At 66.4% G+C, this 23,248-nt stretch carries 20 protein-coding genes; 8 read left to right on the forward strand and 12 right to left on the reverse strand.

The features are described 5' to 3' along the window. Nucleotides 1-71: 71 nt before the first annotated feature. Complete coding sequence (locus tag SFA35_RS13735) at nucleotides 72-1,286, reverse strand: MFS transporter (RefSeq protein ID WP_320571094.1); 1,215 nt, start codon at nucleotides 1,284-1,286, stop codon at nucleotides 72-74. Nucleotides 1,287-1,479: 193 nt separating this feature from the next. Here SFA35_RS13735 and SFA35_RS13740 point away from each other — a divergent pair, with 193 nt between their 5' ends. Beyond that, complete coding sequence (locus SFA35_RS13740) at nucleotides 1,480-2,712, forward strand: AGE family epimerase/isomerase (protein ID WP_320571095.1); 1,233 nt, start codon at nucleotides 1,480-1,482, stop codon at nucleotides 2,710-2,712. Between the two features lie 28 nt (nucleotides 2,713-2,740). Here SFA35_RS13740 and SFA35_RS13745 read toward each other — a convergent pair whose 3' ends face one another. Together SFA35_RS13745 and SFA35_RS13750 are read right to left on the reverse strand one after the other, a co-directional pair. Further along, nucleotides 2,741-3,691 carry an alpha/beta hydrolase gene (locus tag SFA35_RS13745; protein WP_320571096.1) on the reverse strand — a complete coding sequence of 317 codons (951 nt, stop codon included), beginning with the start codon at nucleotides 3,689-3,691 and terminating at the stop codon, nucleotides 2,741-2,743. Further along, entirely contained in the window at nucleotides 3,688-4,647 is a 960-nt protein-coding gene (locus SFA35_RS13750) for a choline ABC transporter substrate-binding protein (RefSeq protein WP_320571097.1), read from the reverse strand. The genes SFA35_RS13745 and SFA35_RS13750 overlap by 4 nt, the downstream gene beginning before the upstream one ends. A 191-nt stretch (nucleotides 4,648-4,838) precedes the next feature. Between SFA35_RS13750 and SFA35_RS13755 the strand changes: the two genes are divergently transcribed. Next, entirely contained in the window at nucleotides 4,839-6,032 is a 1,194-nt protein-coding gene (locus tag SFA35_RS13755; protein ID WP_320571098.1) for an MFS transporter, read from the forward strand. Between the two features lie 59 nt (nucleotides 6,033-6,091). On the opposite strand, the gene SFA35_RS13760 is transcribed toward SFA35_RS13755, so the two are convergent. Continuing rightward, a complete protein-coding gene (locus SFA35_RS13760) occupies nucleotides 6,092-7,372 on the reverse strand; it encodes an EAL domain-containing protein (protein WP_320571099.1) in 1,281 nt (426 codons plus the stop codon). 286 nt (nucleotides 7,373-7,658) lie between these two features. Here SFA35_RS13760 and SFA35_RS13765 point away from each other — a divergent pair, with 286 nt between their 5' ends. Further along, a complete protein-coding gene (locus SFA35_RS13765; RefSeq protein WP_320571100.1) occupies nucleotides 7,659-8,621 on the forward strand; it encodes a class I SAM-dependent methyltransferase in 963 nt (320 codons plus the stop codon). Here the strand turns inward: SFA35_RS13765 and cfa are convergent. Continuing rightward, entirely contained in the window at nucleotides 8,614-9,765 is a 1,152-nt protein-coding gene (cfa, locus tag SFA35_RS13770; protein ID WP_320571101.1) for a cyclopropane fatty acyl phospholipid synthase, read from the reverse strand. The genes SFA35_RS13765 and cfa overlap by 8 nt on opposite strands. Nucleotides 9,766-10,145: 380 nt before the next feature. On the opposite strand from cfa, the gene SFA35_RS13775 reads away from it, so the two are divergent. Further along, nucleotides 10,146-10,646: a flavin reductase family protein gene (locus SFA35_RS13775; protein ID WP_320571102.1), complete on the forward strand. Its 501-nt coding sequence runs from the start codon at nucleotides 10,146-10,148 to the stop codon at nucleotides 10,644-10,646. 21 nt (nucleotides 10,647-10,667) lie between these two features. Here SFA35_RS13775 and SFA35_RS13780 read toward each other — a convergent pair whose 3' ends face one another. From SFA35_RS13780 to galB, 3 genes are read right to left on the reverse strand one after another with little or no spacing between them, the layout of a single operon-like run. Beyond that, complete coding sequence (locus tag SFA35_RS13780; RefSeq protein WP_320571103.1) at nucleotides 10,668-11,744, reverse strand: 4-oxalomesaconate tautomerase; 1,077 nt, start codon at nucleotides 11,742-11,744, stop codon at nucleotides 10,668-10,670. A 7-nt stretch (nucleotides 11,745-11,751) separates the two neighbouring features. After that, nucleotides 11,752-12,465, reverse strand: coding sequence for a 4-carboxy-4-hydroxy-2-oxoadipate aldolase/oxaloacetate decarboxylase (locus tag SFA35_RS13785; RefSeq protein WP_320571104.1), 714 nt, complete (start codon nucleotides 12,463-12,465; stop codon nucleotides 11,752-11,754). Continuing rightward, nucleotides 12,462-13,211, reverse strand: a complete 750-nt coding sequence (gene galB / locus SFA35_RS13790) for a 4-oxalmesaconate hydratase (RefSeq protein WP_320571105.1) — start codon at nucleotides 13,209-13,211, stop codon at nucleotides 12,462-12,464. Before galB ends, SFA35_RS13785 begins: the two co-directional genes overlap by 4 nt. Nucleotides 13,212-13,381: 170 nt before the next feature. On the opposite strand from galB, the gene SFA35_RS13795 reads away from it, so the two are divergent. Then, a complete protein-coding gene (locus SFA35_RS13795; protein ID WP_320579023.1) occupies nucleotides 13,382-14,548 on the forward strand; it encodes a LysR family transcriptional regulator in 1,167 nt (388 codons plus the stop codon). Here SFA35_RS13795 and SFA35_RS13800 read toward each other — a convergent pair. The 3 genes from SFA35_RS13800 to SFA35_RS13810 form a co-directional block, all read right to left on the reverse strand. Further along, nucleotides 14,545-15,807 carry a gallate dioxygenase gene (locus SFA35_RS13800; protein ID WP_320571106.1) on the reverse strand — a complete coding sequence of 421 codons (1,263 nt, stop codon included), beginning with the start codon at nucleotides 15,805-15,807 and terminating at the stop codon, nucleotides 14,545-14,547. The two genes, SFA35_RS13795 and SFA35_RS13800, sit on opposite strands and share 4 nt — an antisense overlap. 40 nt (nucleotides 15,808-15,847) lie before the next feature. Then, nucleotides 15,848-17,182, reverse strand: coding sequence for an aromatic acid/H+ symport family MFS transporter (locus SFA35_RS13805; protein WP_320571107.1), 1,335 nt, complete (start codon nucleotides 17,180-17,182; stop codon nucleotides 15,848-15,850). 115 nt (nucleotides 17,183-17,297) lie between these two features. After that, entirely contained in the window at nucleotides 17,298-18,344 is a 1,047-nt protein-coding gene (locus SFA35_RS13810; RefSeq protein WP_320571108.1) for a diguanylate cyclase, read from the reverse strand. Nucleotides 18,345-18,574: 230 nt separating this feature from the next. Here SFA35_RS13810 and SFA35_RS13815 point away from each other — a divergent pair, with 230 nt between their 5' ends. Further along, a complete protein-coding gene (locus tag SFA35_RS13815) occupies nucleotides 18,575-19,756 on the forward strand; it encodes an acetyl-CoA C-acetyltransferase (protein ID WP_320571109.1) in 1,182 nt (393 codons plus the stop codon). A gap of 171 nt (nucleotides 19,757-19,927) precedes the next feature. After that, nucleotides 19,928-21,457, forward strand: coding sequence for an FAD-dependent oxidoreductase (locus SFA35_RS13820; RefSeq protein ID WP_320571110.1), 1,530 nt, complete (start codon nucleotides 19,928-19,930; stop codon nucleotides 21,455-21,457). Between the two features lie 7 nt (nucleotides 21,458-21,464). Here the strand turns inward: SFA35_RS13820 and SFA35_RS13825 are convergent, their stop codons facing one another. Next, the gene (locus SFA35_RS13825; protein ID WP_320579025.1) at nucleotides 21,465-22,727 is read right to left on the reverse strand and encodes an Nramp family divalent metal transporter; all 1,263 of its coding nucleotides are present in this window, start codon (nucleotides 22,725-22,727) and stop codon (nucleotides 21,465-21,467) included. A 253-nt stretch (nucleotides 22,728-22,980) separates the two neighbouring features. Here SFA35_RS13825 and SFA35_RS13830 point away from each other — a divergent pair, with 253 nt between their 5' ends. After that, nucleotides 22,981-23,214 (forward strand): hypothetical protein, encoded by a 234-nt coding sequence (locus SFA35_RS13830; RefSeq protein WP_320571111.1) that lies wholly within the window; start codon nucleotides 22,981-22,983, stop codon nucleotides 23,212-23,214. The last annotated feature ends 34 nt before the right edge of the window (nucleotides 23,215-23,248 follow it).

Consider the following 23,248-nt stretch of genomic DNA (forward strand, 5'->3'; position numbering starts at 1 on the left):
GATTTCCCTGGCAGCGGTGCATTGTTGTTATGAATACGGATGTCAGGTAATCGGCAAGCCGGCGAGGATCTTTAGGGGCCAGGGGCAAGTCGCCAGGTCAGTAGCGCGCAGCCTGCCATCAAGGCGCTGGTGCCGAGAAACACCATGCCCATGCCGAAGTGGCCACCCAGGAACCCGCCGGTCAACGGGCCAAGAACCTGGCCGACGTACTGGCTGGAGGTAGAGTAGCCGAGCATGCGCCCCGCCACCTGCTGCGGCACGGCATGGCGAATGATGCTGGCAATGCACGGCAGCAGGCCGCCGGTGGCCAGGCCCATGGCAAAGCGCAGGATCGCCAGTTGCCAGACGTTGCTGACGAACGCTTGGGGAATCAACAGCACGGCGGTGACCGCCAGGCAGGCGCTGAGCACTGGCCAGTGGCCGATGCGGTCGGCCAGGCGGCCCAGGCGCGAGGCGGCGAGAATACTGCCCAGGGCCGCGCCCGACATCACCACGCCGGCCATCAGGGTCAGGTTTTCGGTGTGCAGCTGCATCAGGTACACGGTGATGATCGGCTCGATCGACAGCAGCGCGAACATCAGCAGGCAGGCCACCAGGAACATGGTGGCCACGCTGCGCCGCTGCTCCAGCTGGCGCCAGCCCAGATTCGCCGGGGCCGCCTGGCCAGGCTTGGCAGGACCACGCCGAGGCGCCTCCTTGAGCACAAAGGTGGTGGCCAGGAAGGTCAGGAAAATCACCGCGCCGGCAATGAAGAAGGTGTTGCGGATGCCCACCAGTGGCGGCAGCAAGCCACCGATCAGCGGGCCGGCGAGGTTGCCGGCCATGATCCCCGAAGCGAGCATGCCCAGGGCCCAGCCCGAGCGCGCCTTGGGTGTCTGGGTGGCGACCAGGATGGTCGCGCCCGAGGCATAGCCGCCGAGCAGGCCGGCCAGCAAACGCAGCAGCACCAGCTGCCAGACGTTCTGCGCCAGGCCGATCAGCGACATGGCGATGGCCATGCCCAGGCTCGCGCGAATCAGCATCAACTTGCGCCCGTAGCGGTCCCCCAGTCGGCCCCACAGCGGTGCGGTGAGGGCCGCCGAGAGAAAGGTCGCACCAAATGCAGCGCCTGACCACTGCACCACCGCTGCCGGGTCGCTGACCCCCAGGTGCTCGACGTAAAGCGGCAGGAACGGCAGCAGCAAGGTCATGGCAACGATGGTGGTGAAAGCCCCGACCACGCACACCCACAGGTTGCGTTGCCAGTGCGGGTCGTGGTCGGGTACAGCGTCAGCGGCTTCGGGCATGTTGGTGGGGTCCAGGGTCGATGGCCTGAGGTTAGCCAACTGCAGTGGATAAATAAAATTCATCCTTGTCATGAGCTGCATTCCACAAAGGAATGAAACCGGGTACATCCGGCCTACTCTCATTGGCTTAAACTGCGGTCTGTTTTTCAAAGCCGTCACTTCAGTCGTCACCCTATAAGGACAATAATTGCCTATGACCACTTCGCAAACGACGGCCGGCGACCACGCCTGGCTGCGGGCCCAGGCCCTGCCCCTGCTGCAATTCTCCCGCCAGGCCCGGCTGCCAGTGGGCTTCGGCGCGCTGGACCGCTTCGGCCAACTGCCGGCAGGCGCCCTCAGCGAAACCATGCAGACCGCGCGCATGGTGCACAGCTTTGCTATCGCCCATCTGCAGGGCGTGCCCTTCGCCGCCGAGCTGGTCGACCACGGCCTGGCCGCCCTCATCGGGCCAATGCGCGACGCCAGGTACGGTGGCTGGTTCGCCATTGCCGACGCCGCCGATGGCGACACGCGCAAGCCGGCTTACCTGCATGCCTTCGTCGCCCTGGCCGCCAGCTCTGCGGTAGTGGCTCAGCGCCCGGGCGCGGCAGAACTGTTGCGCGAGGCAGTGGCGGTGCTGGAAAAACACTTCTGGAGCGAAGAGGAAGGCGCGCTGCTGGAGTCGTGGAATCGGGAATGGACCGAGCTTGAAGCCTACCGCGGCGGCAACAGCAACATGCACGCCACCGAGGCGTTCCTCGCCCTGGCCGACGTGCTCGACGACAGCCGCTGGCTGGACCGCGCCCTGCGCATCAGCGAGCGGGTCATTCATCAACATGCCAGCGCCGCCGGCTACCTGCCGGTGGAGCATTTCGATGCGCAGTGGCAGCCGTTGCCCGCCTACAACGACGATAACCGCGCCGATGGCTTTCGCCCCTATGGGCAGACGCCAGGGCATGGCTTTGAATGGGCGCGGCTGTTATTGCACCTGGAAGCTGCGCGCCAACGCGCAGGGCTCGCCAGCCCGACATGGCTGGCCGAGGATGCCGCTGCGCTGTTCGAGGCCTCGGTGCGCCTGGGTTGGGCTGTGGATGGCGCCCCGGGCATCGTCTACACCATCGACTGGAACGGCGCCCCGGTGGTTCGCGAGCGCCTGCACTGGACCCTCGCCGAAGCCAGCGCCGCCGCCGCCGCGCTTCACCAGCGTACCGGCCAGGCGCAGTACGAGGCGGCGTACCGGATGTTCTGGCAGTACATCGACCAGCACCTGATCGACCGCGAACACGGCAGCTGGCACCACGAACTGGACCCGGCCAACCAGCCGGCCGAACGCATCTGGGCGGGCAAACCTGACCTCTACCATGCCTATCAGGCCACGCTGCTGCCACAGCTGCCGCTGGCACCGAGCCTGGCCAGCGGGGTGGCTTTGCAGCAGACCGCTCGCTGATCGACGGCTTGCAGCGATCGCTCGCCGGCTAAGCCGGCCCGGCTGGCGAGCGATCAAAGGCAGCGCGCACAAACCCCAGCATCGCCGCATACAGTTCATCGACCTCCGGCACCTGGTGCCGGGCGCGCAGGCAGCCATGGACCAGGCCCCGACCCAGGTACAGCCGACTGTCACCCCCCGCCGCCAGCAACCGCTGGTGATAGGCCACGCCGTCATCGCGCAAGGGGTCGAATTCAGCCACGGCGATGAACGCCGCAGGCAGACCGGCCAGGTTCTCGGCCAGCAAGGGCAACGCCAGCGGATCGGTGCGTGACGCTTCAGGGACATACAGTTGCTGGTAGTCCAGCACCTCGCTGGCGCTGAGCAACGGTGCCTCGGCGCACTCCACCCGCGAAGCGCTGTGGGCCGGCCCTCCCAAACCCGGGTAGACCAGCACCTGCGCGCCAGGCATCGATTCGCCCCGCTGGCGCAAGGCCAGGCACAACGCCGCCGCCAGGTTGCCGCCGGCGCTGTCGCCCATCACCACCCCCGGCCCCTTGGCCAGCTGCCAGCCGGCGGCCCGGGCCAACACCCCCTGCCAGGCCGCCAGGCAGTCGTCGAGCGCCGCTGGGTAGGGATGCTCCGGGGCCAGCCGGTAATCCACGGCAACCACGGTGGCCGATAACGTCTGGGCCAATTCACAGCAGATGAAGTCATGGGAGTCCAGGCCGCCCACCACCCAGCCGCCGCCGTGCAGGTACAGCAGCCATGGCCAGCCGTGGGCCGGCGCGGCGCCCATGGGCCGATAGCGGCGCACTGGCACCTCGCCCAGCTGGCGGTCGAAGACTTGCAGGGTCGGCGGGCGCGCCGGGGTGAACGCCGCGCACATGCGCCGATAGGCCTGGCGCTGCGCAGCGAGCGACGGGTCGCGGCTGGCGAACGCCTCGGTCTGCTCGACGAAGTCGGCCATCGGCAGGGACAGTTGCTGCCTCTGGGTCATTGACTGGACGCCACCTGCACTGCCTTGATCGCATCCTTGCCGTCGAAGGTGGTCACCCCAGCCAGCCAGCGCTGCAGATCCTGCGGGTGGTCCTTGAGCCATTGCCGGGCGACTTCTTCCGGAGTCTTGCGCGCCATGATCGGCACCATCAGTGCACTCTCCTGGGCCGAAGTGAAGGTCAGGTTCTGCAGCAGCCGGTCGACGTTGGGACAGCGCTGGGCGTAGTCGGGGGCGGTGACGAAGGACACGGTGGCGGCGCCTTCGTTGGGGCCGTAGACGTCTTCGCTGCCGGTCAGATAGGCGATTTTCATATTGATGTTCATGGGGTGCGGCTTCCAGCCAACGAACACCACGTATTCGTTGCGCTTGGTGGCCCTCTCCACGGCGGCGAGCATGCCGGCCTCGCCCGACTCCACCAGTTTGAAGCCGCCGAGGCCGAACTGGTTGCTGTCGATCATTTTCTGGATGGTGGCATTGGCGCCGCTGCCCGATTCGATGCCGTAGATCCTGCCACCCAGCTTGTCCTTGAACCTGGCGATATCGGCGAAGGTCTTCAGGCCCGCGTCGGCCACGTATTGCGGTACGGCCAAGGTTGCTTGCGCATCGTTGAGGCTGGGCGGGCTCATCACCTTGAGCTGTCCGGCGCTGACGAACGGCTCGATGTTCTTGTCCATGGCCGGCTTCCAGTAGCCCAGAAACAGGTCCAGGCGGTTGTCGCGAATGCCGGCGAAGATGATCTGCTGCGCAGCGCTGGTCTGCTTGACCTGGTAGCCGAGGTCGTCGAGCAGCACCTGGGCCATGCCGCTGGTGGCGATCACATCGGTCCAGTTGACCACGCCCATGCGCACCGCCTGGCATTGTGCCGGGTCGGCGGCCATGACGTTGCTGGTCAAAAGCGAGGTGGCGAACAGGGAGCCGGCAAGCGTCAACAGACAACGGTGAGTCAGTCTTTTCATGGCGAGATCTCATGCGGCAGGGTCATTGTGATGAGCGGCGTCTTGTTGCGCCGTGCTGCAAAAATACGTTTGTACGGGTTTGCACAAACGCCCTGCGGCGACCGCCATTTGCACTGGCGCGACCTGCGCCGCCGCGCGCTTTGGCGTAAGATGCTGGCGCTGTGCCTGTGCAGACCCTCGGAGCCCTATCCATGAGCGATTCGACCCAGACCGCCCCCGGCCATCCGGCCGTGCAGATGACGCGCGGCCTGACGCTGCTGTTCGCGTTCTGCTGCGGTGCCATCGTTGCCAATATCTACTACGCGCAGCCGATCATCGACCTGATCGCGCCCAGCCTGGGCATTTCGAGCCACAGTGCCAGCCTGATCGTGTCGCTGACCCAGATCGGCTACGCCCTGGGCCTGCTGTTTCTGGTGCCGCTGGCGGACCTGGTGGAAAACCGCATCCTGTTGCTCGGCAGCACCGCCCTGGCCACGCTCAGCCTGGTGGCCGCCGGCCTGACCGAGCACCCCGGCAGCTTTCTGCTGGTGTCGCTGCTGATCGGCTTCAGTTCGGTGTCGGTGCAGATCCTCATCCCCCTGGCGGCCAACCTGGCCCCCGAAGCCACCCGCGGCCGCGTGGTCGGCAGCATCATGGGCGGCCTGCTGCTGGGCATCCTGCTGGCCCGACCGCTGTCCAGCGTGGTGGCTGACCACCTGGGCTGGCGCAGCGTGTTCATCGGCGCGGCGGGGTTGATGCTGGCGATCATCGCGGTCATCGCCATGACCATACCCCGCCGCCAACCCAGCCACTCGGCCAGCTACGGCCAGCTGCTGGCCTCGCTGGCCCAGCTGGTGGCCGGCCAGCCGGTGCTGCGCCAGCGGGCGTTTTATCAAGCGCTGATGTTTGCCGCGTTCAGCCTGTTCTGGAGTGCGGTGCCCCTGGAGTTGTCGCGTCATTATGGCCTGTCGCAGAGCCAGATCGCCGTGTTCGCCCTGGTCGGCGCCATCGGTGCAGTGGCGGCACCGATCGCCGGGCGCCTGGCCGATGCCGGCTTCACCCGCCGCGCCTCGTTGCTGGCGATGATCCTCGCACCCTTGAGCTTCTGCACCTGGCTGCTGCCGTCGGCCTGGGGCGTGGTGACCCTGGCGCTGACCGGCGTGCTGCTGGACTTTGCCGTGCAGATGAACATGGTCCTCGGCCAGCGCGCGATCTACGCCCTGGACGCCGCCAGCCGCGGGCGCTTGAATGCGTTGTACATGACCAGCATTTTCATCGGCGGCGCCGTGGGCTCGGCGCTGGCCAGCGCGCTGTACGAACATGGCGGCTGGCCGTGGGTGGCCTGTGCCGGGAGCCTGCTGCCGGTGGTGGCGTTGGCACGGTTCGTCGCCTCACCGCAGAAATAGCAGACCGGCCTGCGGCCTCTCGGTGGCGGTGGCCACAGAGGCCGCATAGCGGCTGCGGGTCAGTCCCCTACCCTCGGCGCCTGCAGCATGGTGCTGCCGAAGCCGCCGCCCTGGGCGCGGATGTTCAGGCGCTTGACGTCGCTCAAGGCCAGCGGGTGGCCAAGCAGAAAGCCCTGCACCTTGTCGGCGCCCAGCCGTTTGAGCACCTCCAGTTCGTGCACGGTTTCCACCCCTTCGGCGACGATGGTACTGCCGGTCTCGCGGGCGAAGGCAATCAGTGCCGAGGCCATGGCCCGGCGCTGCGGGTCCAGGTCGATGCCCTGGGTCAGGCTGATATCGAGCTTGATCATGTCCGGGCGCAGCTGGAGGATGTGGCGCATGCTGGCATAGCCGGCGCCGGCATCGTCGATGGCCAGGCGCATGCCGCGCTTGCGCAGCCCGGCCAAAGCCCCTTCCATCAGCCGGTAGTCCTGAACCACCGCGTGCTCGGTGATCTCCAGCACGATGCGCTGCCCGGGGTAGCCCTGCAGCAGGTCATCCAGGCGATGACTGAGCAGCAGCTCCGGGGAGCAGTTGATGGCCAGGTACATGTCGCCCGGAAACATCGACAGCCCCGCCAGCGCCGCACTGATGGCATGGCACTCGAGGTCCTCGCCCAGGCCGACGTCGGCCGCCTCCTGGAACCACAGATCCGGCGTGCGCCCCGGCTCCAGGTTGAAGCGCGACAGGCATTCCCAGCCCGCCACGCTCATGTCGGCCAGGTCGAAAATCGGTTGATAGACGATAGCCGGCTGGCGCGTGGCCATGGCCGCCAGCAACCGCTCGCGCTTGCGCTGGCGGTCGCGCTCTTGAGTCATTTCGCTTTCGATGCGTTCGGTCACCAGGTCGGCGAACACCCGCATCACTTGCAGGTCGCGGTTGCCCAATGAGTTGTCGGGGGCGTAGCCGAAACAGCAGAAGGTCCCGTACAGGCGGCCATCGCTCAAGCGGATCGGCACGCTCAGGTGCGAGCCGATGGGGATCGCGCGGGTTTCCGGCAAGGCCATCGCCGCGTCGACCTGCGCGGTGTCGGGGATCAATTCCGGCAGGCGGCCGTCGACCACACGCTGACAATAGCCCACGTCCAGGTCCAGGGCGTCACCCTGGGCGATCGGGGCGTCGTCACCGGCGTCGACGAAACGCATCACCCGGTCGCTGTCGCGAAACTCTGAAACAAATGCCACATCCATCCCCAGATGGGTGCGTAACGCGTGCAATACCCTTTCGACTGAATGACTGCTGGCGGCAGGCTGGGCCTTGAGCGAAACCAGATCCACCAATTGCTCGGTCGATACGTTCATGGAACCTCCGTTTCCCGTTGCTGACTGCGCCCGTCCGGCTTGCGCAAGGGCGGGCAAGCTCAGTCGCAGCATAGATAGATGCAAGGATGTTTACCAAACGGTGCGACCAGTGACATTTATTCCTGAGACGCGCCGCACGCTTTTCGGTTCCCTGCTCGGCGTCCGCCTGGCTCGCTGCCCTGAAGGCTCAAGCCCGCGGGTTTCGCCGCTACGCCCGGGCCGCCTGGAACAACGATCACCCAGCCACGGATTGATAAGCCAGGCACGCCTCTGGATAATGCGCGCCATGAATCCACATACCCCCAATCTCGACAGCCTCAACCCCGACAGCCTCGCCACCCTCTCGCGCCACCTGCTCGCCGCCCTCGCCGACGCACCTGCTGAAACCCGCCGCCTGTTCCATGGCCGAGGCCGTTGCTGGCCGGGCCTGGAGCAGATCACCGTGGACTGGTTGCAGGGCGTACTGCTGGTGGCGCTGTTCCGTGAACCCGACCCCGAGGCCCTGGCCGGGCTGCAGCAGATGCTGGTGCAGCTGAGCGAGTCCACCGCCTGGCAGGCGGCCGGGGCCAGTGCCGTGCTGTTGCAGCATCGGTATGTGGAAGGCAGCACCAGCCAGTGGCTGGTGGGCCAGGCCGAGGCCCAGCGCATCGTCACCGAGCACGGCCTGCGTTATCAACTGGACCTGGGCGTCAAGCAGAACATGGGCCTGTTCCTCGACATGCGCCTGGGTCGCCAGTGGGTGCAGGCGCATGCCGCAGGCCGGCGCGTGCTCAACCTGTTCGCCTACACCTGCGGGTTTTCCGTGGCAGCGATCGCCGGTGGCGCAGCCAAGGTGGTCAACCTGGACATGGCCCGCGCGGCCCTCAGCCGTGGCCGCGACAACCATCGCCTCAACGGGCATGACCTGAGCCGCGTGCAGTTCCTCGGCCATGAACTGTTCAAGTCCTGGGGCAAGGTGCGCAGTGGTGGCCCCTATGACCTGATCCTGATCGACCCACCGTCGTTCCAGAAAGGCAGCTTCGTGCTCGGCCAGGACTATCCCAAGGTACTGCGCCGGCTCCCCGAGCTGCTGGCCCCGGGTGGGCAGGTGCTGGCTTGCGTCAACGACCCAGCCGTGGGCCCGGACTTCATCATCGACAGCATGGCCCGCGAAGCGCCGCAGTTGCAGTGGCGCGAACGCCTGGCCAACCCGCCGGAGTTCCCGGATATCGATGAGTCCAGCGGGCTCAAGGCGCTGCTGTTCAGCTGACCCGCTGGTAGCCGCCGACCACGCCCTGGCGCGACAGCACCCACTGCCACAGCTGCAGGTCGCGGGCGCGAAACGCGCCGGCGCAGGACAGCAGGTAATAGCGCCACATGCGAAAGAAGCGCTCACCCAGCAGCGCGGCGAATTTCGGCCAGTTGGCTTCGAAGCGCTCCTCCCAGGCCACCAGGGTACGGTCGTAGTCGGCGCCGAAGTTGTGCAGGTCCTCGGCGACGAACAGGCCTTCGAAGGCGGTGGTCATCTGCGCCAGGGTCGGCACTTCGCCGTTGGGAAAGATGTACTTGTCGATCCACGGGTCGGGCGCCGAAGCCTGGTTCTTGCCGATGGTGTGCAGCAGGAACAGGCCGTCGTCCTTGAGGCAGCGGTGTGCGGTTTCCATGTAGGTGCGGTAGTTCTTGGGCCCCACATGCTCGAACATGCCGACGCTGGCGATGGCATCGAAGCGCTCATCGACCTCGCGGTAGTCCTGCAGGCGGAACTCCACCGGCAACTGCGCGTACTTGCGCCGGCCCCATTCGGCCTGCTCGCGGGAGATGGTCACACCGACGCACTCGACGCCGTAATGTTCGGCGGCATAGGACATGAAACTGCCCCAGCCGCAGCCGATGTCCAGCACGCGCATGCCCGGCTTGAGCTGCAGCTTGCGGCAGATCAGGTCGAGCTTGGCATTCTGCGCCTGCTCCAGGTTGCTGGCATCTTTCCAGTAACCGCAGGTGTAGGTCATGCGCTCGTCGAGCATGGCCGCGTAGAAGTCGTTGCCCAGGTCGTAATGCCGTTCGCCCACTTCCCAGGCGCGGGTCTTGCTCTGGCGGTTCATCAGCTTGACCGCCAGCACGTGGAACAGCAGCGCGGAGGGATGCACATGGTTGGCGATGTCGGCGCGCAACAGGCGGCTGAAGAATTCGTCGAGCTGCGGCGTGTCCCAGTGCCCGTCCATGTAGGCCTCGCCCAGACCCAGGTTGCCCTTGGCCAGGGCCCGTTCGCTGACGCCCTCGGCGAGCAGCTGCATGTCCCAGGGAGCTGCGCCGTTAACCGTGATGCCGGCCCTGGCGAGTAATTCCTCGACAAACCGCTGGGCCTTGCTCTTGCTGACTGCCAGGCTCGAAGAGCCGGTGAGATTGGTTTGCATGGTTCAACCTTGGATAAAGTCAAATTCATCAAGCGCGCGACTTGCACCGCGCACTGCACCGTTAACCTCTCTTTGGCTCTCTTGCAGGTGTTGCTGCACTTGCGACTGTGCTTTTAGTTGTACTTTTAGCCGACTCTGCGGTCGGCAGTCTTGAACATTTCCTATCAAGACCATCGAGCCTGCCAATGGATCTTTGACTTTCAGCTTAAGCCTGCGCGGTCAAGCCCTGCAACCCCTTGATTAGAGGCTTTTACCAAAATACTAGTAGAAGCGCGCTCACCACCTTGCGCCGCACCGGCAAACACGCTGACACTGTAGGCGCCATCTTCCCCGGCAACCCTGCCCCCAATCTTCACTGTGCGCTGACAAGGTGGACTGAAATGATCGAACCCAGCATCTACAAAGACGTGATGGCGTCATTCCCCTCGGGGGTCACCGTGGTCACCACCCTGGACGCCGACGGCGGCATTGCCGGCATCACGGCCAGCGCCTTCAGTGCGCTGTCGATCCACCCGGCACTGGTGCTGTTCTGTCCCAACTACGAATCGGACACCTACCCACTCCTGCAGGCTCGCAAGCGCTTCGCCATCCACCTGCTCGGCGCTGAACAGCAGGCCGAGGCCTATGCCTTCGCCAGCAAGGGCAAGGACAAGGCCAAGGCGATCGAGTGGCACCTGAGCGCGCTGGGCAACCCGCTGTTGGGCCCGGAGGGCAAGCCCCACGCCACCGCGATCATCGAGTGCGAGCTGTGGCGCGAATACGAAGGCGGCGACCATGCGATCATGGTCGGCGAGGTGAAGAACCTGATCCTGCCCGAGCAGGCGGTGTCGCCGATGCTCTACTACCGGGCCAAGCTGGGGGCGTTGCCGGCGTTGTCGTGACGCCGCTGCCGGTGTACCGATTCAACCGGCCCAGACCGAGCGCGGCACGCAGACCATGCCGTCGAACAGCAAACGGGCGGTGCGCAGCAGACCGCAGCCGGCCAGGGCGCCGTTGTCCAGCTTGAGCTGTACGGTGAATTCACCGGTGGGATGCTCCACCGACAGGCGCACGTCGCTGCCTTCGGCCACTGCCGCCAGCCCGTCCGCCACCGACCCCGGCAACAGGCAGGCCGAGGCCACGCTGACCGCGCCGAATACCCCGATCGAGGCATGGCATTTGTGCGGGATGAAGCTGCGGCTGCTGACCGCGCCGCCGGCCACCGGCGCGGCGATCAAGGTCATCTTCGGCACCGTGCGCTCGCGCACGTCCCCCAGGTTCATCAGCTCCCCGGCCTTGAGGCGGATCGATTCCAGACGGGCCTTGAGCTCGCTGTCGGCGTCCAGCTGCTGGCGGCTTTCGTAGCCACTGCGGCCAAGGTCGGCGGCGCGCAGCAGCACCACCGGCATGCCGTTGTCGATCAGGGTCACCTCGACCCCGTCCAGCACGTCGCGTACCCGCCCGCTGGGCAACAAGGCGCCGCAGCTGGAACCGGCGATGTCGTCAAACTCGACGATCACTGGCGCTGCGGTCCCCGGCACGCCGTCGATACGCGCGTCGCCGTCATAACGCAGCTCGCCGCCCGGGGTGCGCAGCACGGCCGTGGCGGTCTGCCCGGTGTTCTCCATGAAGATGCGCACCCGCGTCAGCTCGCCGCGCGGCTCGACCAGGCCGCGCTCGAGGGCGAATGGCCCGACGCCGGCGAGAATGTTGCCGCAGTTCTGCCCGTAGTCCACCCGCGGCTCGTCCACCACCACCTGGGCGAACAGATAGTCGACGTCGATGCCTGGCCGGCTGGAGCGGCGGATGATCGCCACCTTGCTGGTCAAGGAATCGGCGCCACCGACGCCGTCGATCTGCCGGGCGTCCGGCGAGCCCATGGCGGCGAGCAGCACCGCATCGCGAACCTGCGGATCCTTGGGCAGGTCATCGGCGAGAAAATAGGTCCCCTTGGAGGTCCCGCCCCGCATCAGCAGGCAGGGAATGCGCGTCTGGCTCATGGCTGCCTCACCCCTCGACCTGATCGAGGCTGTCGTAGTACTTGAGGCCCTTCTCGGCCAGGCGCGCACGCATGGCGTAGATGTCCAGGCCCAGTTCGCCGGCGGCCAGGCGCAGCCGCTTGGCCTCTTCAAGGTCAGCGCGCTTGCGGCTGGCTTCGACCACCTGGGCCAGCTCCTCGCGGCGCACGATGACCACGCCGTCGTCATCGGCCAGCACCGCATCGCCGGGGTACACCAGCTGCCCGGCGCACACCAGCGGGATGTTCACCGACCCCAGGGTTTCCTTGATGGTGCCTTGAGCGTGCACCGCCCGCGACCACACGTGAAAGCCCATTTCGCGCAGAGTCCGGGTGTCGCGCACGCCGGCATCGAGCACCAGGGCGCGCACACCGCGGGCTTGCAGCGAAGTGGCGAGCAGGTCGCCGAAGAAGCCGTCGGTGCAGGGCGAGCTTGGCGCCACCACCAGGATGTCTCCCGGCTGGCACTGCTCCACCGCCACATGGAACATCCAGTTGTCGCCCGGCGCCACCAGCACGGTGACGGCCGAGCCGCTGATGGCGACATCCTGCTGCACGGGGCGCATGTAGGACGCCAGCAGGCCCTTGCGGCCCTGGGCCTCGTGCACGGTGGCCACGCCGTAGCGGCTGAGTTCGTCGACCAGTACCGCGTCGCCGCGCGGGATGTTGCGGATCACGATGCCGGTCTTGCCGATCAGGTTCATCCCAGGTTCTCCGTGACGCGAGGGAAGATGCTCTGGTAGCCCTCGCCGTAGATGATGTCTTTGTGGGCGGTGATGCCGATGTTGCGCTTGGCCTGCACGCCACGTTGCAGGGCGACCCGGGTGTAGTACTCCCACAGGTGCTCCTGGCCGGCCATGCACTGGATGGCGGCATATTTGCGGTCCCACACCGAGCTGATGTCCAGCAGCACATCGGGCTTCCACTCGCACTGCTCCGGCTGGTGCGGCTCGAAACTGTACACGGGCGGTGCGCCGACGATCTTCTCGCCCGGCCGATAACCCTCGGCCTGGGCGATGATGCGCGCCTCCTGGGTCAGGTGGATGGCCAGCGGATGGTCGTAGTTGTAGGGGTCCTTGAGCGAGTGGCTGAGCACGAACTCGGGCTGCACCCGGCGAAACACGTCCGCCAGGCGGAACAGGGTTTCCTTGTCGGCCCGCATCGGGTAGTCGCCGATGTCGAAGAATTCCACGGTGGCGCCGAGGATATCGGCGGCCTTCTGCGCTTCTTCGCGGCGCGCGGCCTTGACCTTGCTCTCGGTCATCTCGCTACCCTTGCGCCAAAGCTTGGCCGACTCGCCGCGCTCGCCGAACGACAGGCAGACGATGTGCACCGCGTAGCCTTGCTCGCCGTGCAGGGCGATGGCGCCGCCGGCGCGCCAGACGAAGTCGGCGGAGTGGGCGCTGACCACCAGGGCGGTCTTGTTCGGGGTGTTGGCATTATTGTTCATGAGGGCAGTCCTTCGGATAGCAGTGACGACAGGCATGGGCAAATGCTGACAGCCCGGGGCGGCCGGGCCCAATGCGTAACCCTGCGATGGCTATACTTTTTGTTTATGCGCTCTTCATAATAGGCGCTTGTCCACGACCTGGAGCCGCCGTGACCGCCCTGCCCCATTTGATGCAGATCCGCGCCTTCGTGCGCATCGCCGAGCATGGCAGCGTCTCGCGCGCCTCCCAGGCGCTGCTGCGCGCGCAGTCGGTGGTGACCCGCTCGATCCGCGACCTGGAGCTGGACCTCGACGTGCAGCTGTTCGAGCGCCACGCCAGCGGCATGCTGCTCACCCCTCAAGGCAAGTCGATCCTGCCGCGGGCGCAACGGGTGCTGGCTGAACTGGAGGCCATCCCGGCGCTGCTCGGGCATGCTCCGCACGAGCCGCTGTATCTGCTGCAGACCCGGCGCCTGGAAATCTTCGTCAAGCTCTGCGAGACCCAGCACATGCAGACCGTGGCCAACACCTTCGGCCTGACTCAGCCGGCCATCAGCGCCGCACTCAAGGTGCTCGAGGACGGCGCCGGCAAAGTATTGTTCGAACGCACCGCGCGCGGCCTGCAGCCGACCCGCGCGAGCCAGGACATGTTGCTGCCCGTGCGCCGGGTGCTCAACGAGTTGCGCCACATCCCCGACGACGTTGCTCTGCTCAAAGGCTCGTTGCAGGGGGTGGTGACCGTCGGCGCGCTGCCGCTGGGGCGCACGCGCATTCTTCCCGAAGCCATTGTGCGCCTGCTGGCCCGTCACCCCGGGGTGCGCGTGGCGACCAACGAAAGCCCGTTCAACCTGCTGGCCATGGAACTGCGTGCGGGGGATGTGGATTTCGTGCTCGGCGCGCTGCGTTCGAACGACTACGCCAGCGACCTGCACGGCGAACAGCTGCTGACCGAAGAAATGGTCATCCTCGCTCGCCGCGAACACCCGCTGCTGGCCCAGGCGGTCAGCCTGGATGACCTCGGCGACGCGCGCTGGGTGCTGCCGCGCGCCGACACCCCGGCGCGGGTGCTGCTCGAAGCGCACTTTGCCGGGCTGGGCCGCGCGCCACTGGCGCCGGTGGTAGAGACCGGCGACATGGCCATCATCCGTGGCCTGCTGATGCGTTCGGACATGCTGGCGGTGGTCTCGGCGCACCAGCTGGAATACGAAATCGCCTCCGGCGAGCTGCGCCCGCTGACCTTGCAGCTGCGCGACACCTACCGGCCGATCGGTTTGATCTACCGGCGCAACGGCCTGCACTCGCCGGCGGCGCAGGCCTTGCTGGAGCAGATCCGCCAGGTGGCGGCGCAAAGCGTCTAGCGCTTGCCCGCCACCGAGTAGGTGACCTGCTGGTTGCGGGTCTTCTGGAATTCTTCCAGGCTCAGCCCCTTCATCGCCGAGTAGATATGCAGGTTGGACACGCCCACCACCGCGCCGAGCTTTTCCAGCAGGAAAAAGATCGCGCCGTAGCGGATCAACCCCTGCCAGTCGCGCGCGGTGACCAGCGAGCATTCCTCGGCTGTCAGCCGGTGCTCTTCGAACAGCGCCTGGGGGTTGTCGAGAAAGCGTTGGCGCCAGGCCGGGTCGATCAGGTTGTGCAGGAACCGGTTGAGGCGATAGCCGCGATGACTGCGTTCCAGGGTGAACGGGTAGGTGCCGGGCAGTTGCTCGATGCCGGCCAGCTGATGGGCCATGTGCTGGCGGTGACGCTCCTGCAGCTGCGCGTCCAGCGGGGTGGCCTGCGCCTGGTTTTCCAGGAGCAAGGTGGCGATGCCGGTCATCGACGGCAGGTAGTAGTCCTGATGCAGCTTGTGCACATTGGCCGACAAGGCGCCACGCATGATCAGCCAGGTGATCACCTCGGAACCCTCCATGCCGCCCAGGGTGGCGTATTCGGCCAGGGTGATTTCGGTCAGGCGCTGCGGGTCGTTGACCAGCAGGTCGAGGAACTGCGCGTCCCACTGCGGGTTGTTGAAACCGCAGCGCTCGCCGTGGACCTGGTGCGAGACCCCGCCGGTGGCGACAATGGCCACGGCAAGGTCTTCGGGATAACTCTCGATGGCGCGGCGCAGGGCCAGGCCCAGGTTGTAGCAGCGCCGCGCGCTGGGAATCGGGAACTGCAACACGCCGACCTGCAGCGGCACCACCTGCACTGGCCAGCCGTCCTTGAACGGCATCAGCGCCGACATCGGCGAGAACAGGCCATGGTCGATCGGCTTGTCGCGAAAGAATGACAGGTCGAATTCGTCGGCCATCAGGCTGTTGCCGATGTGCCGCGACAGCGCCGCATGGCCGCCGATGGCCGGCAGGTCGCGCTTGCCGCCACCCTCGTCGGCGACGTCGTAATGGTCGTCGACGCCCAGGGCGAAGGCCGAATAGTGGTCGAAGAAGAACGAGGTGACGTGGTCGTTGAAGATGTAGAAGAGGACGTCCGGCTTCTTCTGCGCCAGCCATGCCTTGATCGGCTTGAAGCTTTCGAATATCGGCGCCCAGGCCGCCTCGTCCTGCTTGTCGTGGTCGACCGCAAAGCCGATGGTGGGCGTGTGGGAGACGGCGAGGCCGCCGATGATTCGCGCCATGGTTACTTCTCCGAAGCTGTTGAGTGTTGACGAGGTGCAGTCACAGGGCTGCCACCGGCACGCCCTCGGTCACCGGGCGTGGTCCGGCAAGGATAGCCAGTGCGGCGAACAACGCCGGCACCCCCAGTACTGCAAAAATGACGTTCATCGGTTGGCCGAGGCTCAGCAGCAGGCCGCCGCTCATGGAGGCGAGGATGCCGCCAAAGCGGCCGATGCCAAGCATCCAGCTGACCCCGGTGGCGCGAAAATCGGTCGGGTACTGGCCAGGGGCGAAAGCGTTGAGGCCGGTCTGTGCGCCGTTCATGCAGAAGCCGGCGGCGAACACCAGCACGCCCACTGCCGAGGCGCCGATGTCGACGAAGCCCAGGGCAAAGATGCACAACGCGCCGCCGACATAGGCCAGGGCGATGATGCGCTTGGGGTTGAAGCGGTCCATCAGGTAGCCGGTGAGGACGATCCCCATCAGGCCGCCCAGCTGGAACATCGACGTGATGATCGCGGCGCGCTCCAGGCTGATGCCGGCGTCCTTGATCAGCGTCGGCATCCACCCGGTGAGCAGGTAGATCACGATCAGCCCCATGAAATAGGTCGCCCACAGGCTCAGGGTGCGGCGCCGATAGTCGGCGGTGAACAGCTGGCGCACCTTGCCGCTGCCGGCCGCCTTCGGCTCGCCGACGAAGAACTGGGTGCGCTCGTCGAACTGCCCGCCCATGCGCTGCAGCACGGCCATGATGCGCGCCCGGGGAAAGCCGCGGTTGATCATCAGGTCGACCGATTCAGGCAGTTTGAAATACAGCAGCGGCCACAGCAGCAGCGGCAGTACGCCACCCAGCAGCAACACCGAATGCCAGCCGTGCGTAGGAATCAGCCAGGCCGCCACGAAGCCGCCCATGGCCGAGCCCAGGCCGAAACCCATGAACATCAAGGTAATCAGCAGGCCGCGCAGGCGCTTGGGCACGTATTCGGACAACAGGGTGGTGCTGTTGGGCATCGCCGCGCCCAGGCCCAGGCCGGTCAGCAGGCGCAAGGCGGCCAGCTGCGCCGGGGTCTGGGCGAAGGCGCAGAACACGCTGCACAGGCCGAAGCCGGCCACCGCCCAGAGCAGCACGCGGCGCCGACCGAGGCGGTCGGACCAGGGCCCGGACAGCAATGCACCAATCGCCAGGCCGACCATGGCCGCGGCCAGGATCGGGCCGAACGCCGCGCGGGTGATGTTCCAGTCCTGAATCACCGCCGGGGCGATGAAGCCCATCATGGCCGCATCCAGCCCGTCGAAGGTCACAATCAGGAAACAGAGGCCAAGCACCAGCCATTGATAGCGGGAGACGGAACGGCCGTCGATCCAGCTCTTGATGTCCACGATTGGAGTGATCATCGCGCAAACCCTGTGTTGTTTTTATGTGGGCGCAGGATAGGTGAGCCGGCGCGCAAGCGAGCCTGTGAAATGCTTAAGCAGGTATCGATTTTTTTGATTGGGCCGCTTTGGCGGGTCAGTGCGCCTGCATGATACGGTCGCGGCCGCGCTGCTTGCCCTCGTACAGCGCCTGGTCGGTGCGCTTGAGGCCGTCGAGAAAGTCCTCGCCCGGGCGTATCTGGGCAATGGCGAAGGTGGCGGTGACCTGGCGCGCATCGACCTCCTCGCTCAGGGGCACCTGGCGCAGGCGCAGCTGGATGCGCTCGGCCACCTGGCGGGCCTCCTCCATGGAGGTATCAGGCATCAGCACCATGAATTCCTCACCGCCCCAGCGCGACGCCATGTCAGTGAGGCGCACGCTGTCGTTGATCGCCTGGGCGACGCGCTGCAGCACCAGGTCACCACGGTCATGGCCGTAGCGGTCGTTGATGTCCTTGAAGTGGTCGATATCGAGCATCACCACTGCCACCGGTACCCCTGGCAGCAACTGCGGCACCCGCTGGAGGATGCGCCGGCGCGTGTAGAGGTCTGTCAGGCTGTCGCGGTTGGCCTTCTGGAACAGGTGGTAGTGCATCGAGCGGGTGAAGCGCACCGACAGCTTGGCGGTCTGCATCAGCAGCGCCGTGGCAAAGACGATGTTGCCGATGCCGAAGGTGTCCATCAGCCCGGGAGACAGCGGGTGTGCCAGGCCCAGCCGGCGGCGCAGCGTGTAGCCGCCCAGCAGCACCAGCAGGATGCTCATGCTCAGCAGGGCGCGGCGTACCGGCGCGGTCTGGAAGCTGAACGCGAGGATCGGCACGGTGCAGAACATGTACATATAGAAGTTGCTGTCCCAGCCCAGCACCCAGGTGGCCAGGGCCGCGTGCAGGATGATCTCGCTGCAGATGAGCATGCCCGCCAGGCGAAAACGCCGGCGGCGCAGCGCCATTTCGCAGCCGGCATAGGCGAACAGGCTCAGGGCATTGCCCAGGTACAGCGCCGGAATGTCCAAAGCCACGAACATGAGCAGCAACAGCACGTGAATCGCCATGGCGATCTGCACGATGGGGCGAATGTGCCGCCAGAACTGGAAAGAGGCGTCTTCCAGCACCTGGGTGCGGTCGTCGGCCGAAAGCGGGGTCATCTGCGATTCTCGGTGGCAGAGGTTACTCATGGATATCGACCGATGACGCTCTGGCTTGATTGCCGGCAGCGGCCATGCGTCGGGCGCGTCACCCTACATTCATTTGCCGGGACCTTCCAACTCGTTTGAAATTTAAACTTATCAAATGAATGGCGCTGCCCGACAATCGGCCACTCGCCCTGCCCTCTCATTACAACTAACCGGCCCCGAGCCCTCAGAGGAATGCCCCCATGCAAGACGTCGTCATCGTTGCCGCCACCCGCACTGCCGTCGGCAGTTTCCAGGGCGCGCTGGCCCACGTACCTGCGGTCGAACTCGGCGCCACGGTGATTCGCGCACTGCTTGCGCAGACCGGCCTGGACCCCGCCGCCGTCGACGAAGTGATCCTCGGCCAGGTGCTCACCGCCGGGGCCGGGCAGAACCCGGCGCGCCAGGCGGCAATCCACGCCGGCCTGCCCTTCGCGGTGCCGGCCATGACCTTGAACAAGGTCTGCGGCTCCGGCCTCAAGGCCCTGCACCTGGCGGCTCAGGCGATTCGCTGCGGCGATGCCGAGGTGATCATCGCCGGCGGCATGGAGAACATGAGCCTGGCGCCGTACGTGCTGCCCGGCGCCCGCACCGGCCTGCGCATGGGCAACGCACCGCTGGTCGACAGCATGATCAGCGACGGTCTGTGGGACGCCTTCAACGACTACCACATGGGCATCACTGCGGAAAATCTCGCGGACAAATTCAACATCAGCCGTCAGGCTCAAGACGAATTCGCCGCCGCCTCTCAGCACAAGGCCAGCGCTGCCCTCGAGGCCGGCCGTTTCAGGGACGAGATTACCCCGGTGGCCATCACCCAGAAAAAGGGCGAGCCGCTGCTGTTCGACACCGACGAGCAACCCCGTGCCGGCACCAGTGCCGAAGCCCTGGCCAAGCTGCGCCCGGCATTCAGAAAGGAGGGCAGCGTGACCGCCGGCAATGCCTCGAGCCTCAACGACGGCGCCGCCGCCGTGCTGCTGATGAGCGCCAGCAAGGCCGCGCAGCTCGGTTTGCCGGTGCTGGCGAGCATCGCCGCCTATGCCAACGCCGGGGTCGATCCGGCGATCATGGGCATCGGCCCGGTCAGCGCGACCCGTCGCTGCCTCGCCAAGGCCGGCTGGAGCCTCGACCAACTGGACCTGATCGAAGCCAACGAGGCATTTGCCGCGCAGTCGCTGGCGGTGGGCCAGGAGCTGGGCTGGGAGATGGCTCGCGTCAACGTCAATGGCGGCGCCATCGCCATCGGCCACCCGATCGGCGCGTCGGGTTGCCGGGTGCTGGTGACCTTGCTCCACGAAATGCTCAAGCGCGACGCCAAGAAAGGCCTGGCGACCCTGTGCATCGGTGGCGGCCAGGGCGTGGCACTGGCCCTGCAGCGCCAGTGAGGCACGCACCGCAAGTGGCTGGCGCCCGCTGAAGTCCAGCCTTCGTTGGTGTTGGAGCCGACGTAGCTGGCGAAGGGCTCGGCTGGTATCAGCGAGATTCTCTGAACCTTCGGGCCGCGTGTTCACTCGATTTCTTTGCAGTGAATGAAAGCCCGCTACCGGAGATCAGCCATGAACCTGCACACCGTCGCCCGTCTGGATGCCCTGTCGGAAGATCGCGCCACCCAGGTGCAAATCGGCGACCTGAAAATCCTGCTCGTGCGCGTGGCCGACCACGTCAAGGCCTACCAGGGCGAGTGCCCGCACGCCGGTGCGCCGCTGGCCGAAGGGGCGCTGTGCGACGGCAGGATCATCTGCCCCTGGCACAAGGCAGCCTTCGCCTTGGAAACCGGCGCACTGTGCGAGCCACCGGCGCTCGACGCGCTCAAGGCCTACCCGGTGCAGGTGCAGGATGGCGCGGTGCGGGTCGGTGACCAGCCGCTGCCCTCCAGCGCCCGCAGCCAGCGACCCGATGCCCGGACCTTTGTCGTGGTCGGCGCCGGGGCGGCGGGTACGGCTGCGGCCTGCGCCTTGCGCGAGCAAGGCTTCGGCGGCCGCCTGGTGTTGCTCGACCGCGAGCCGGCGGCCGGCTACGACCGCACCGCGCTGAGCAAATTCGTGGTCGCTGGCAAGATGCCCGCGGACCAGGTGCCGCCGCTGCGCGACGCCGATTACTGGGCGCTGCATCAAGTCGAACGGCTGGACGCCGAGGTGCGCCGCATCGACGTCGCGGGCAAGACCATCGAGTTGGCCGACGGCGGCCACCTGGCCTATGACGCCGCGTTGGTGGCTACCGGTGGCACACCACGGATTCCGGCACTGCCGGGGGTCGATCTGCCCGGGGTGTTCGTGCTGCGCTCGCGGGATCAGGCCGGCGCCATCCTCGCCAGCGCGCGCAAGGGCGGCCACGCGGTGATCGTCGGCGACAGCTTCATCGGCATGGAATGCGCTTCGGCCCTGCGTACCTTCGGCATGCAGGTCACGATCCTGGGCCACAGCGCGATTCCCTTCGCCCGTCAGTTCGGCGAACAGGTTGGCCAGGCCCTGCTCGACCTGCACCGGCGCAACGGCGTGAGCTACCGCAGCGACGCCCAGGCCCGGGCCTGCCGGGGCGAAGGCCGGCTGCAGGTGGTAGAGCTGGACAATGGCGAGCGCTTGAGCGCTGATCTCGTGCTGCTCGGGGTGGGCGTCAAGCCAGTCACCGAGCTGCTGTCGGGCGTTGCCCTGGCCGAGGATGGCGGCGTGCCGGTGGACTCGCACCTGCGCGCCGCCGATGGCCTGTGGGCGGTCGGCGACATCGCCAGCTTCCCGCTGGCAGGCCAGCCGACGCGCATCGAACACTGGCGCCTGGCCCAGCAGCAGGCGCGGTTGGCGGCGCACAACATGCTGGGCGGCGATGCGCCATTCCTCGAGGTGCCGTTCTTCTGGACGCTGCATTTCGAGAAGCGCCTGGACTACCTGGGGCACGCCGCCGACTGGCAGGACAGCCACATCGACGGCGATCTGCAAGGCTTCAACTTTGCTGCGCTGCTGCTGGACAACGATCAGGTCAAGGCCGTAGTCGCCTGCCAACGGCCACGCCTGACGGCGTTGCTGGCCGAGCGGCTGCGCCGACCGCTGGACCGCAGCGAGGCGCTGGCCTTGATCGCGGCCAACCGCTAGCGGGCGATCAGGCGACCCAGAAATAGATCAGCACCAGGTTGGCCAGGGTGATCAACCCGAACAGGCCCCAGGCGGTACAGCGGGTCAGGCGGCTGTTGGCGAATTCACCCATCAGCCGGCGGTCGCTGGTGAACCTGATCAGCGGCCACAAGGCGAACGGCAGTTGCAGGCTGAGCACCACCTGGCTCAACACCAGCAGCTGCCCGACCGCACTCTCCCCCGCCCAGAGCACGCCGATCAAGGCGGGCACCAGGGCCAGGCCGCGGGTGATCAGGCGCCGTTGCCAGCAGGGAATCTTCGTGTGCAGAAAGCCTTCCATGACCACCTGGCCGGCGATGGTCCCGGTAAAGGTCGAGCTCTGCCCAGACGCCAACAGGGCCACGCCGAACAGGATGCTGGCCAGAGTGCCGCCCACCAAGGGGTCGAGCAGATGGTAGGCGTCCTGGATTTCCACCACATCGGTGTGGCCGCTGTGATGGAACGCCGCAGCGGCGAGGATCAGGATTGCCGCATTGATCAACAGCGCCAGGGTCAACGAGGCAATGGTATCGAGCCGCGCATAGCGGATCGCACTAGCCTTGGGCGTGCCGTTACGGGCGCGGGTCTGCACTACCGACGAGTGCAGGTAGAGGTTGTGCGGCATCACCGTGGCACCCAGGATACCGATTGCCAGGTATAGCGGCTGCTGCTGGCTAAGCACGTCCCAGGACGGCCGCAGGCCAGCGGCAACCTCTGGCCAGAACGGCTTGATCAGCGCCAGCTCGACGATGAAGCACCCGGCAATGGTCGCGATCAGGCCCATCACGATGGCTTCCAGACGGCGAAAGTTGGCCCCCTGCAGGGCCAGCACGATCAGCGTGTCGAATGCGGTCAGCAGCACCCCGACGGTGATCGACACCCCCAGCAACAAATGAAAGGCCAAGGCCGCGCCGAGGACCTCGGCCAGGTCCGTGGCGGTGATCGACAGCTCCGCCAGCAGCCATTGGCCCTTGGCTACCCGGGGGCTGTAGCGCTCGGCGCTGAGCTGCGCCAGGTCGCGGCCGGTGACGATGCCCAGGCGCGAGCAGAGGTTTTGCAGGACCATGCCGGCCAGACTCGCCAGCACCACCACGAACAGCAGCGAATAGCCGAAGCGCGAGCCGGCTTCGATGGCCGTCGCCCAGTTACCCGGGTCCATGTAGCCGATGGAAACCAGCAAGCCGGGGCCGGCGAACAGCATCAGCTTGCGCAGAAGCGAAGCCCCGGCGGGAATGGTGACGCTGTCCTCCACGGCGGAGGGGCAGAACGGTGCGGTGGCGGTGGTCGGCAGTTTGAATTTCACGAAGGGGCTTCACGGGTTGAACATGGGAGCTGTCACGCTGAGCTTATATCGCCAGCATGGTGGCGCGCCATGCGGCAAAGGCTATCGTGCTCATTTCGGCCGCAGCCCTCGCCAAGCCACCCGGCTTGCCCTAAGCTGGACGGCTATTTGACCGCCTTCTGCTCATCAGCCGTGCAGAGCCACCGAGACAAGGAACTGCCCCATGAGCCTGGAATCCATCAACCTGCCCAAGGGCGTTGGCCCCGATGCCGCGCGCCTGTTCGACGCCATCCTCGGCGCCGACGATGCCGCCACCCTCAACCGCGCCGCCGGCAAGGCCGAGGGCTTCGTCTTTGGCCTGGAAAGCGCCAAGGCAATCAAGAGCCAGGTCGCCGAACAGCTGTACATCGTCTACGACGAGGCGGCCAGCCAGCGCGGCGAGCAACTGGCGGGCTGAACCCGCGCCCATACCGGCGCTGATGCTCTACGCT

Origin of the sequence: Pseudomonas sp. HR96, from assembly GCF_034059295.1 — a bacterium.
Lineage (GTDB): Bacteria > Pseudomonadota > Gammaproteobacteria > Pseudomonadales > Pseudomonadaceae > Aquipseudomonas.

Bases quoted from the DNA above. Each gene is read 5' to 3' on its own strand.
- SFA35_RS13750 (WP_320571097.1), bottom strand. From the start codon at position 4,647: ATGAAAAGACTGACTCACCGTTGTCTGTTGACGCTTGCCGGCTCCCTG.
- SFA35_RS13755 (WP_320571098.1), top strand. From the start codon at position 4,839: ATGAGCGATTCGACCCAGACCGCCCCCGGCCATCCGGCCGTGCAGATG.
- SFA35_RS13820 (WP_320571110.1), top strand. From the start codon at position 19,928: ATGAACCTGCACACCGTCGCCCGTCTGGATGCCCTGTCGGAAGATCGC.
- SFA35_RS13760 (WP_320571099.1), bottom strand. From the start codon at position 7,372: ATGAACGTATCGACCGAGCAATTGGTGGATCTGGTTTCGCTCAAGGCC.
- SFA35_RS13740 (WP_320571095.1), top strand. From the start codon at position 1,480: ATGACCACTTCGCAAACGACGGCCGGCGACCACGCCTGGCTGCGGGCC.
- SFA35_RS13775 (WP_320571102.1), top strand. From the start codon at position 10,146: ATGATCGAACCCAGCATCTACAAAGACGTGATGGCGTCATTCCCCTCG.
- SFA35_RS13765 (WP_320571100.1), top strand. From the start codon at position 7,659: ATGAATCCACATACCCCCAATCTCGACAGCCTCAACCCCGACAGCCTC.
- galB (WP_320571105.1), bottom strand. From the start codon at position 13,211: ATGAACAATAATGCCAACACCCCGAACAAGACCGCCCTGGTGGTCAGC.
- SFA35_RS13780 (WP_320571103.1), bottom strand. From the start codon at position 11,744: ATGAGCCAGACGCGCATTCCCTGCCTGCTGATGCGGGGCGGGACCTCC.
- SFA35_RS13815 (WP_320571109.1), top strand. From the start codon at position 18,575: ATGCAAGACGTCGTCATCGTTGCCGCCACCCGCACTGCCGTCGGCAGT.
- SFA35_RS13805 (WP_320571107.1), bottom strand. From the start codon at position 17,182: ATGATCACTCCAATCGTGGACATCAAGAGCTGGATCGACGGCCGTTCC.
- SFA35_RS13810 (WP_320571108.1), bottom strand. From the start codon at position 18,344: ATGACCCCGCTTTCGGCCGACGACCGCACCCAGGTGCTGGAAGACGCC.
- SFA35_RS13745 (WP_320571096.1), bottom strand. From the start codon at position 3,691: ATGACCCAGAGGCAGCAACTGTCCCTGCCGATGGCCGACTTCGTCGAG.
- cfa (WP_320571101.1), bottom strand. From the start codon at position 9,765: ATGCAAACCAATCTCACCGGCTCTTCGAGCCTGGCAGTCAGCAAGAGC.
- SFA35_RS13800 (WP_320571106.1), bottom strand. From the start codon at position 15,807: ATGGCGCGAATCATCGGCGGCCTCGCCGTCTCCCACACGCCCACCATC.
- SFA35_RS13795 (WP_320579023.1), top strand. From the start codon at position 13,382: ATGCAGATCCGCGCCTTCGTGCGCATCGCCGAGCATGGCAGCGTCTCG.
- SFA35_RS13830 (WP_320571111.1), top strand. From the start codon at position 22,981: ATGAGCCTGGAATCCATCAACCTGCCCAAGGGCGTTGGCCCCGATGCC.
- SFA35_RS13735 (WP_320571094.1), bottom strand. From the start codon at position 1,286: ATGCCCGAAGCCGCTGACGCTGTACCCGACCACGACCCGCACTGGCAA.
- SFA35_RS13785 (WP_320571104.1), bottom strand. From the start codon at position 12,465: ATGAACCTGATCGGCAAGACCGGCATCGTGATCCGCAACATCCCGCGC.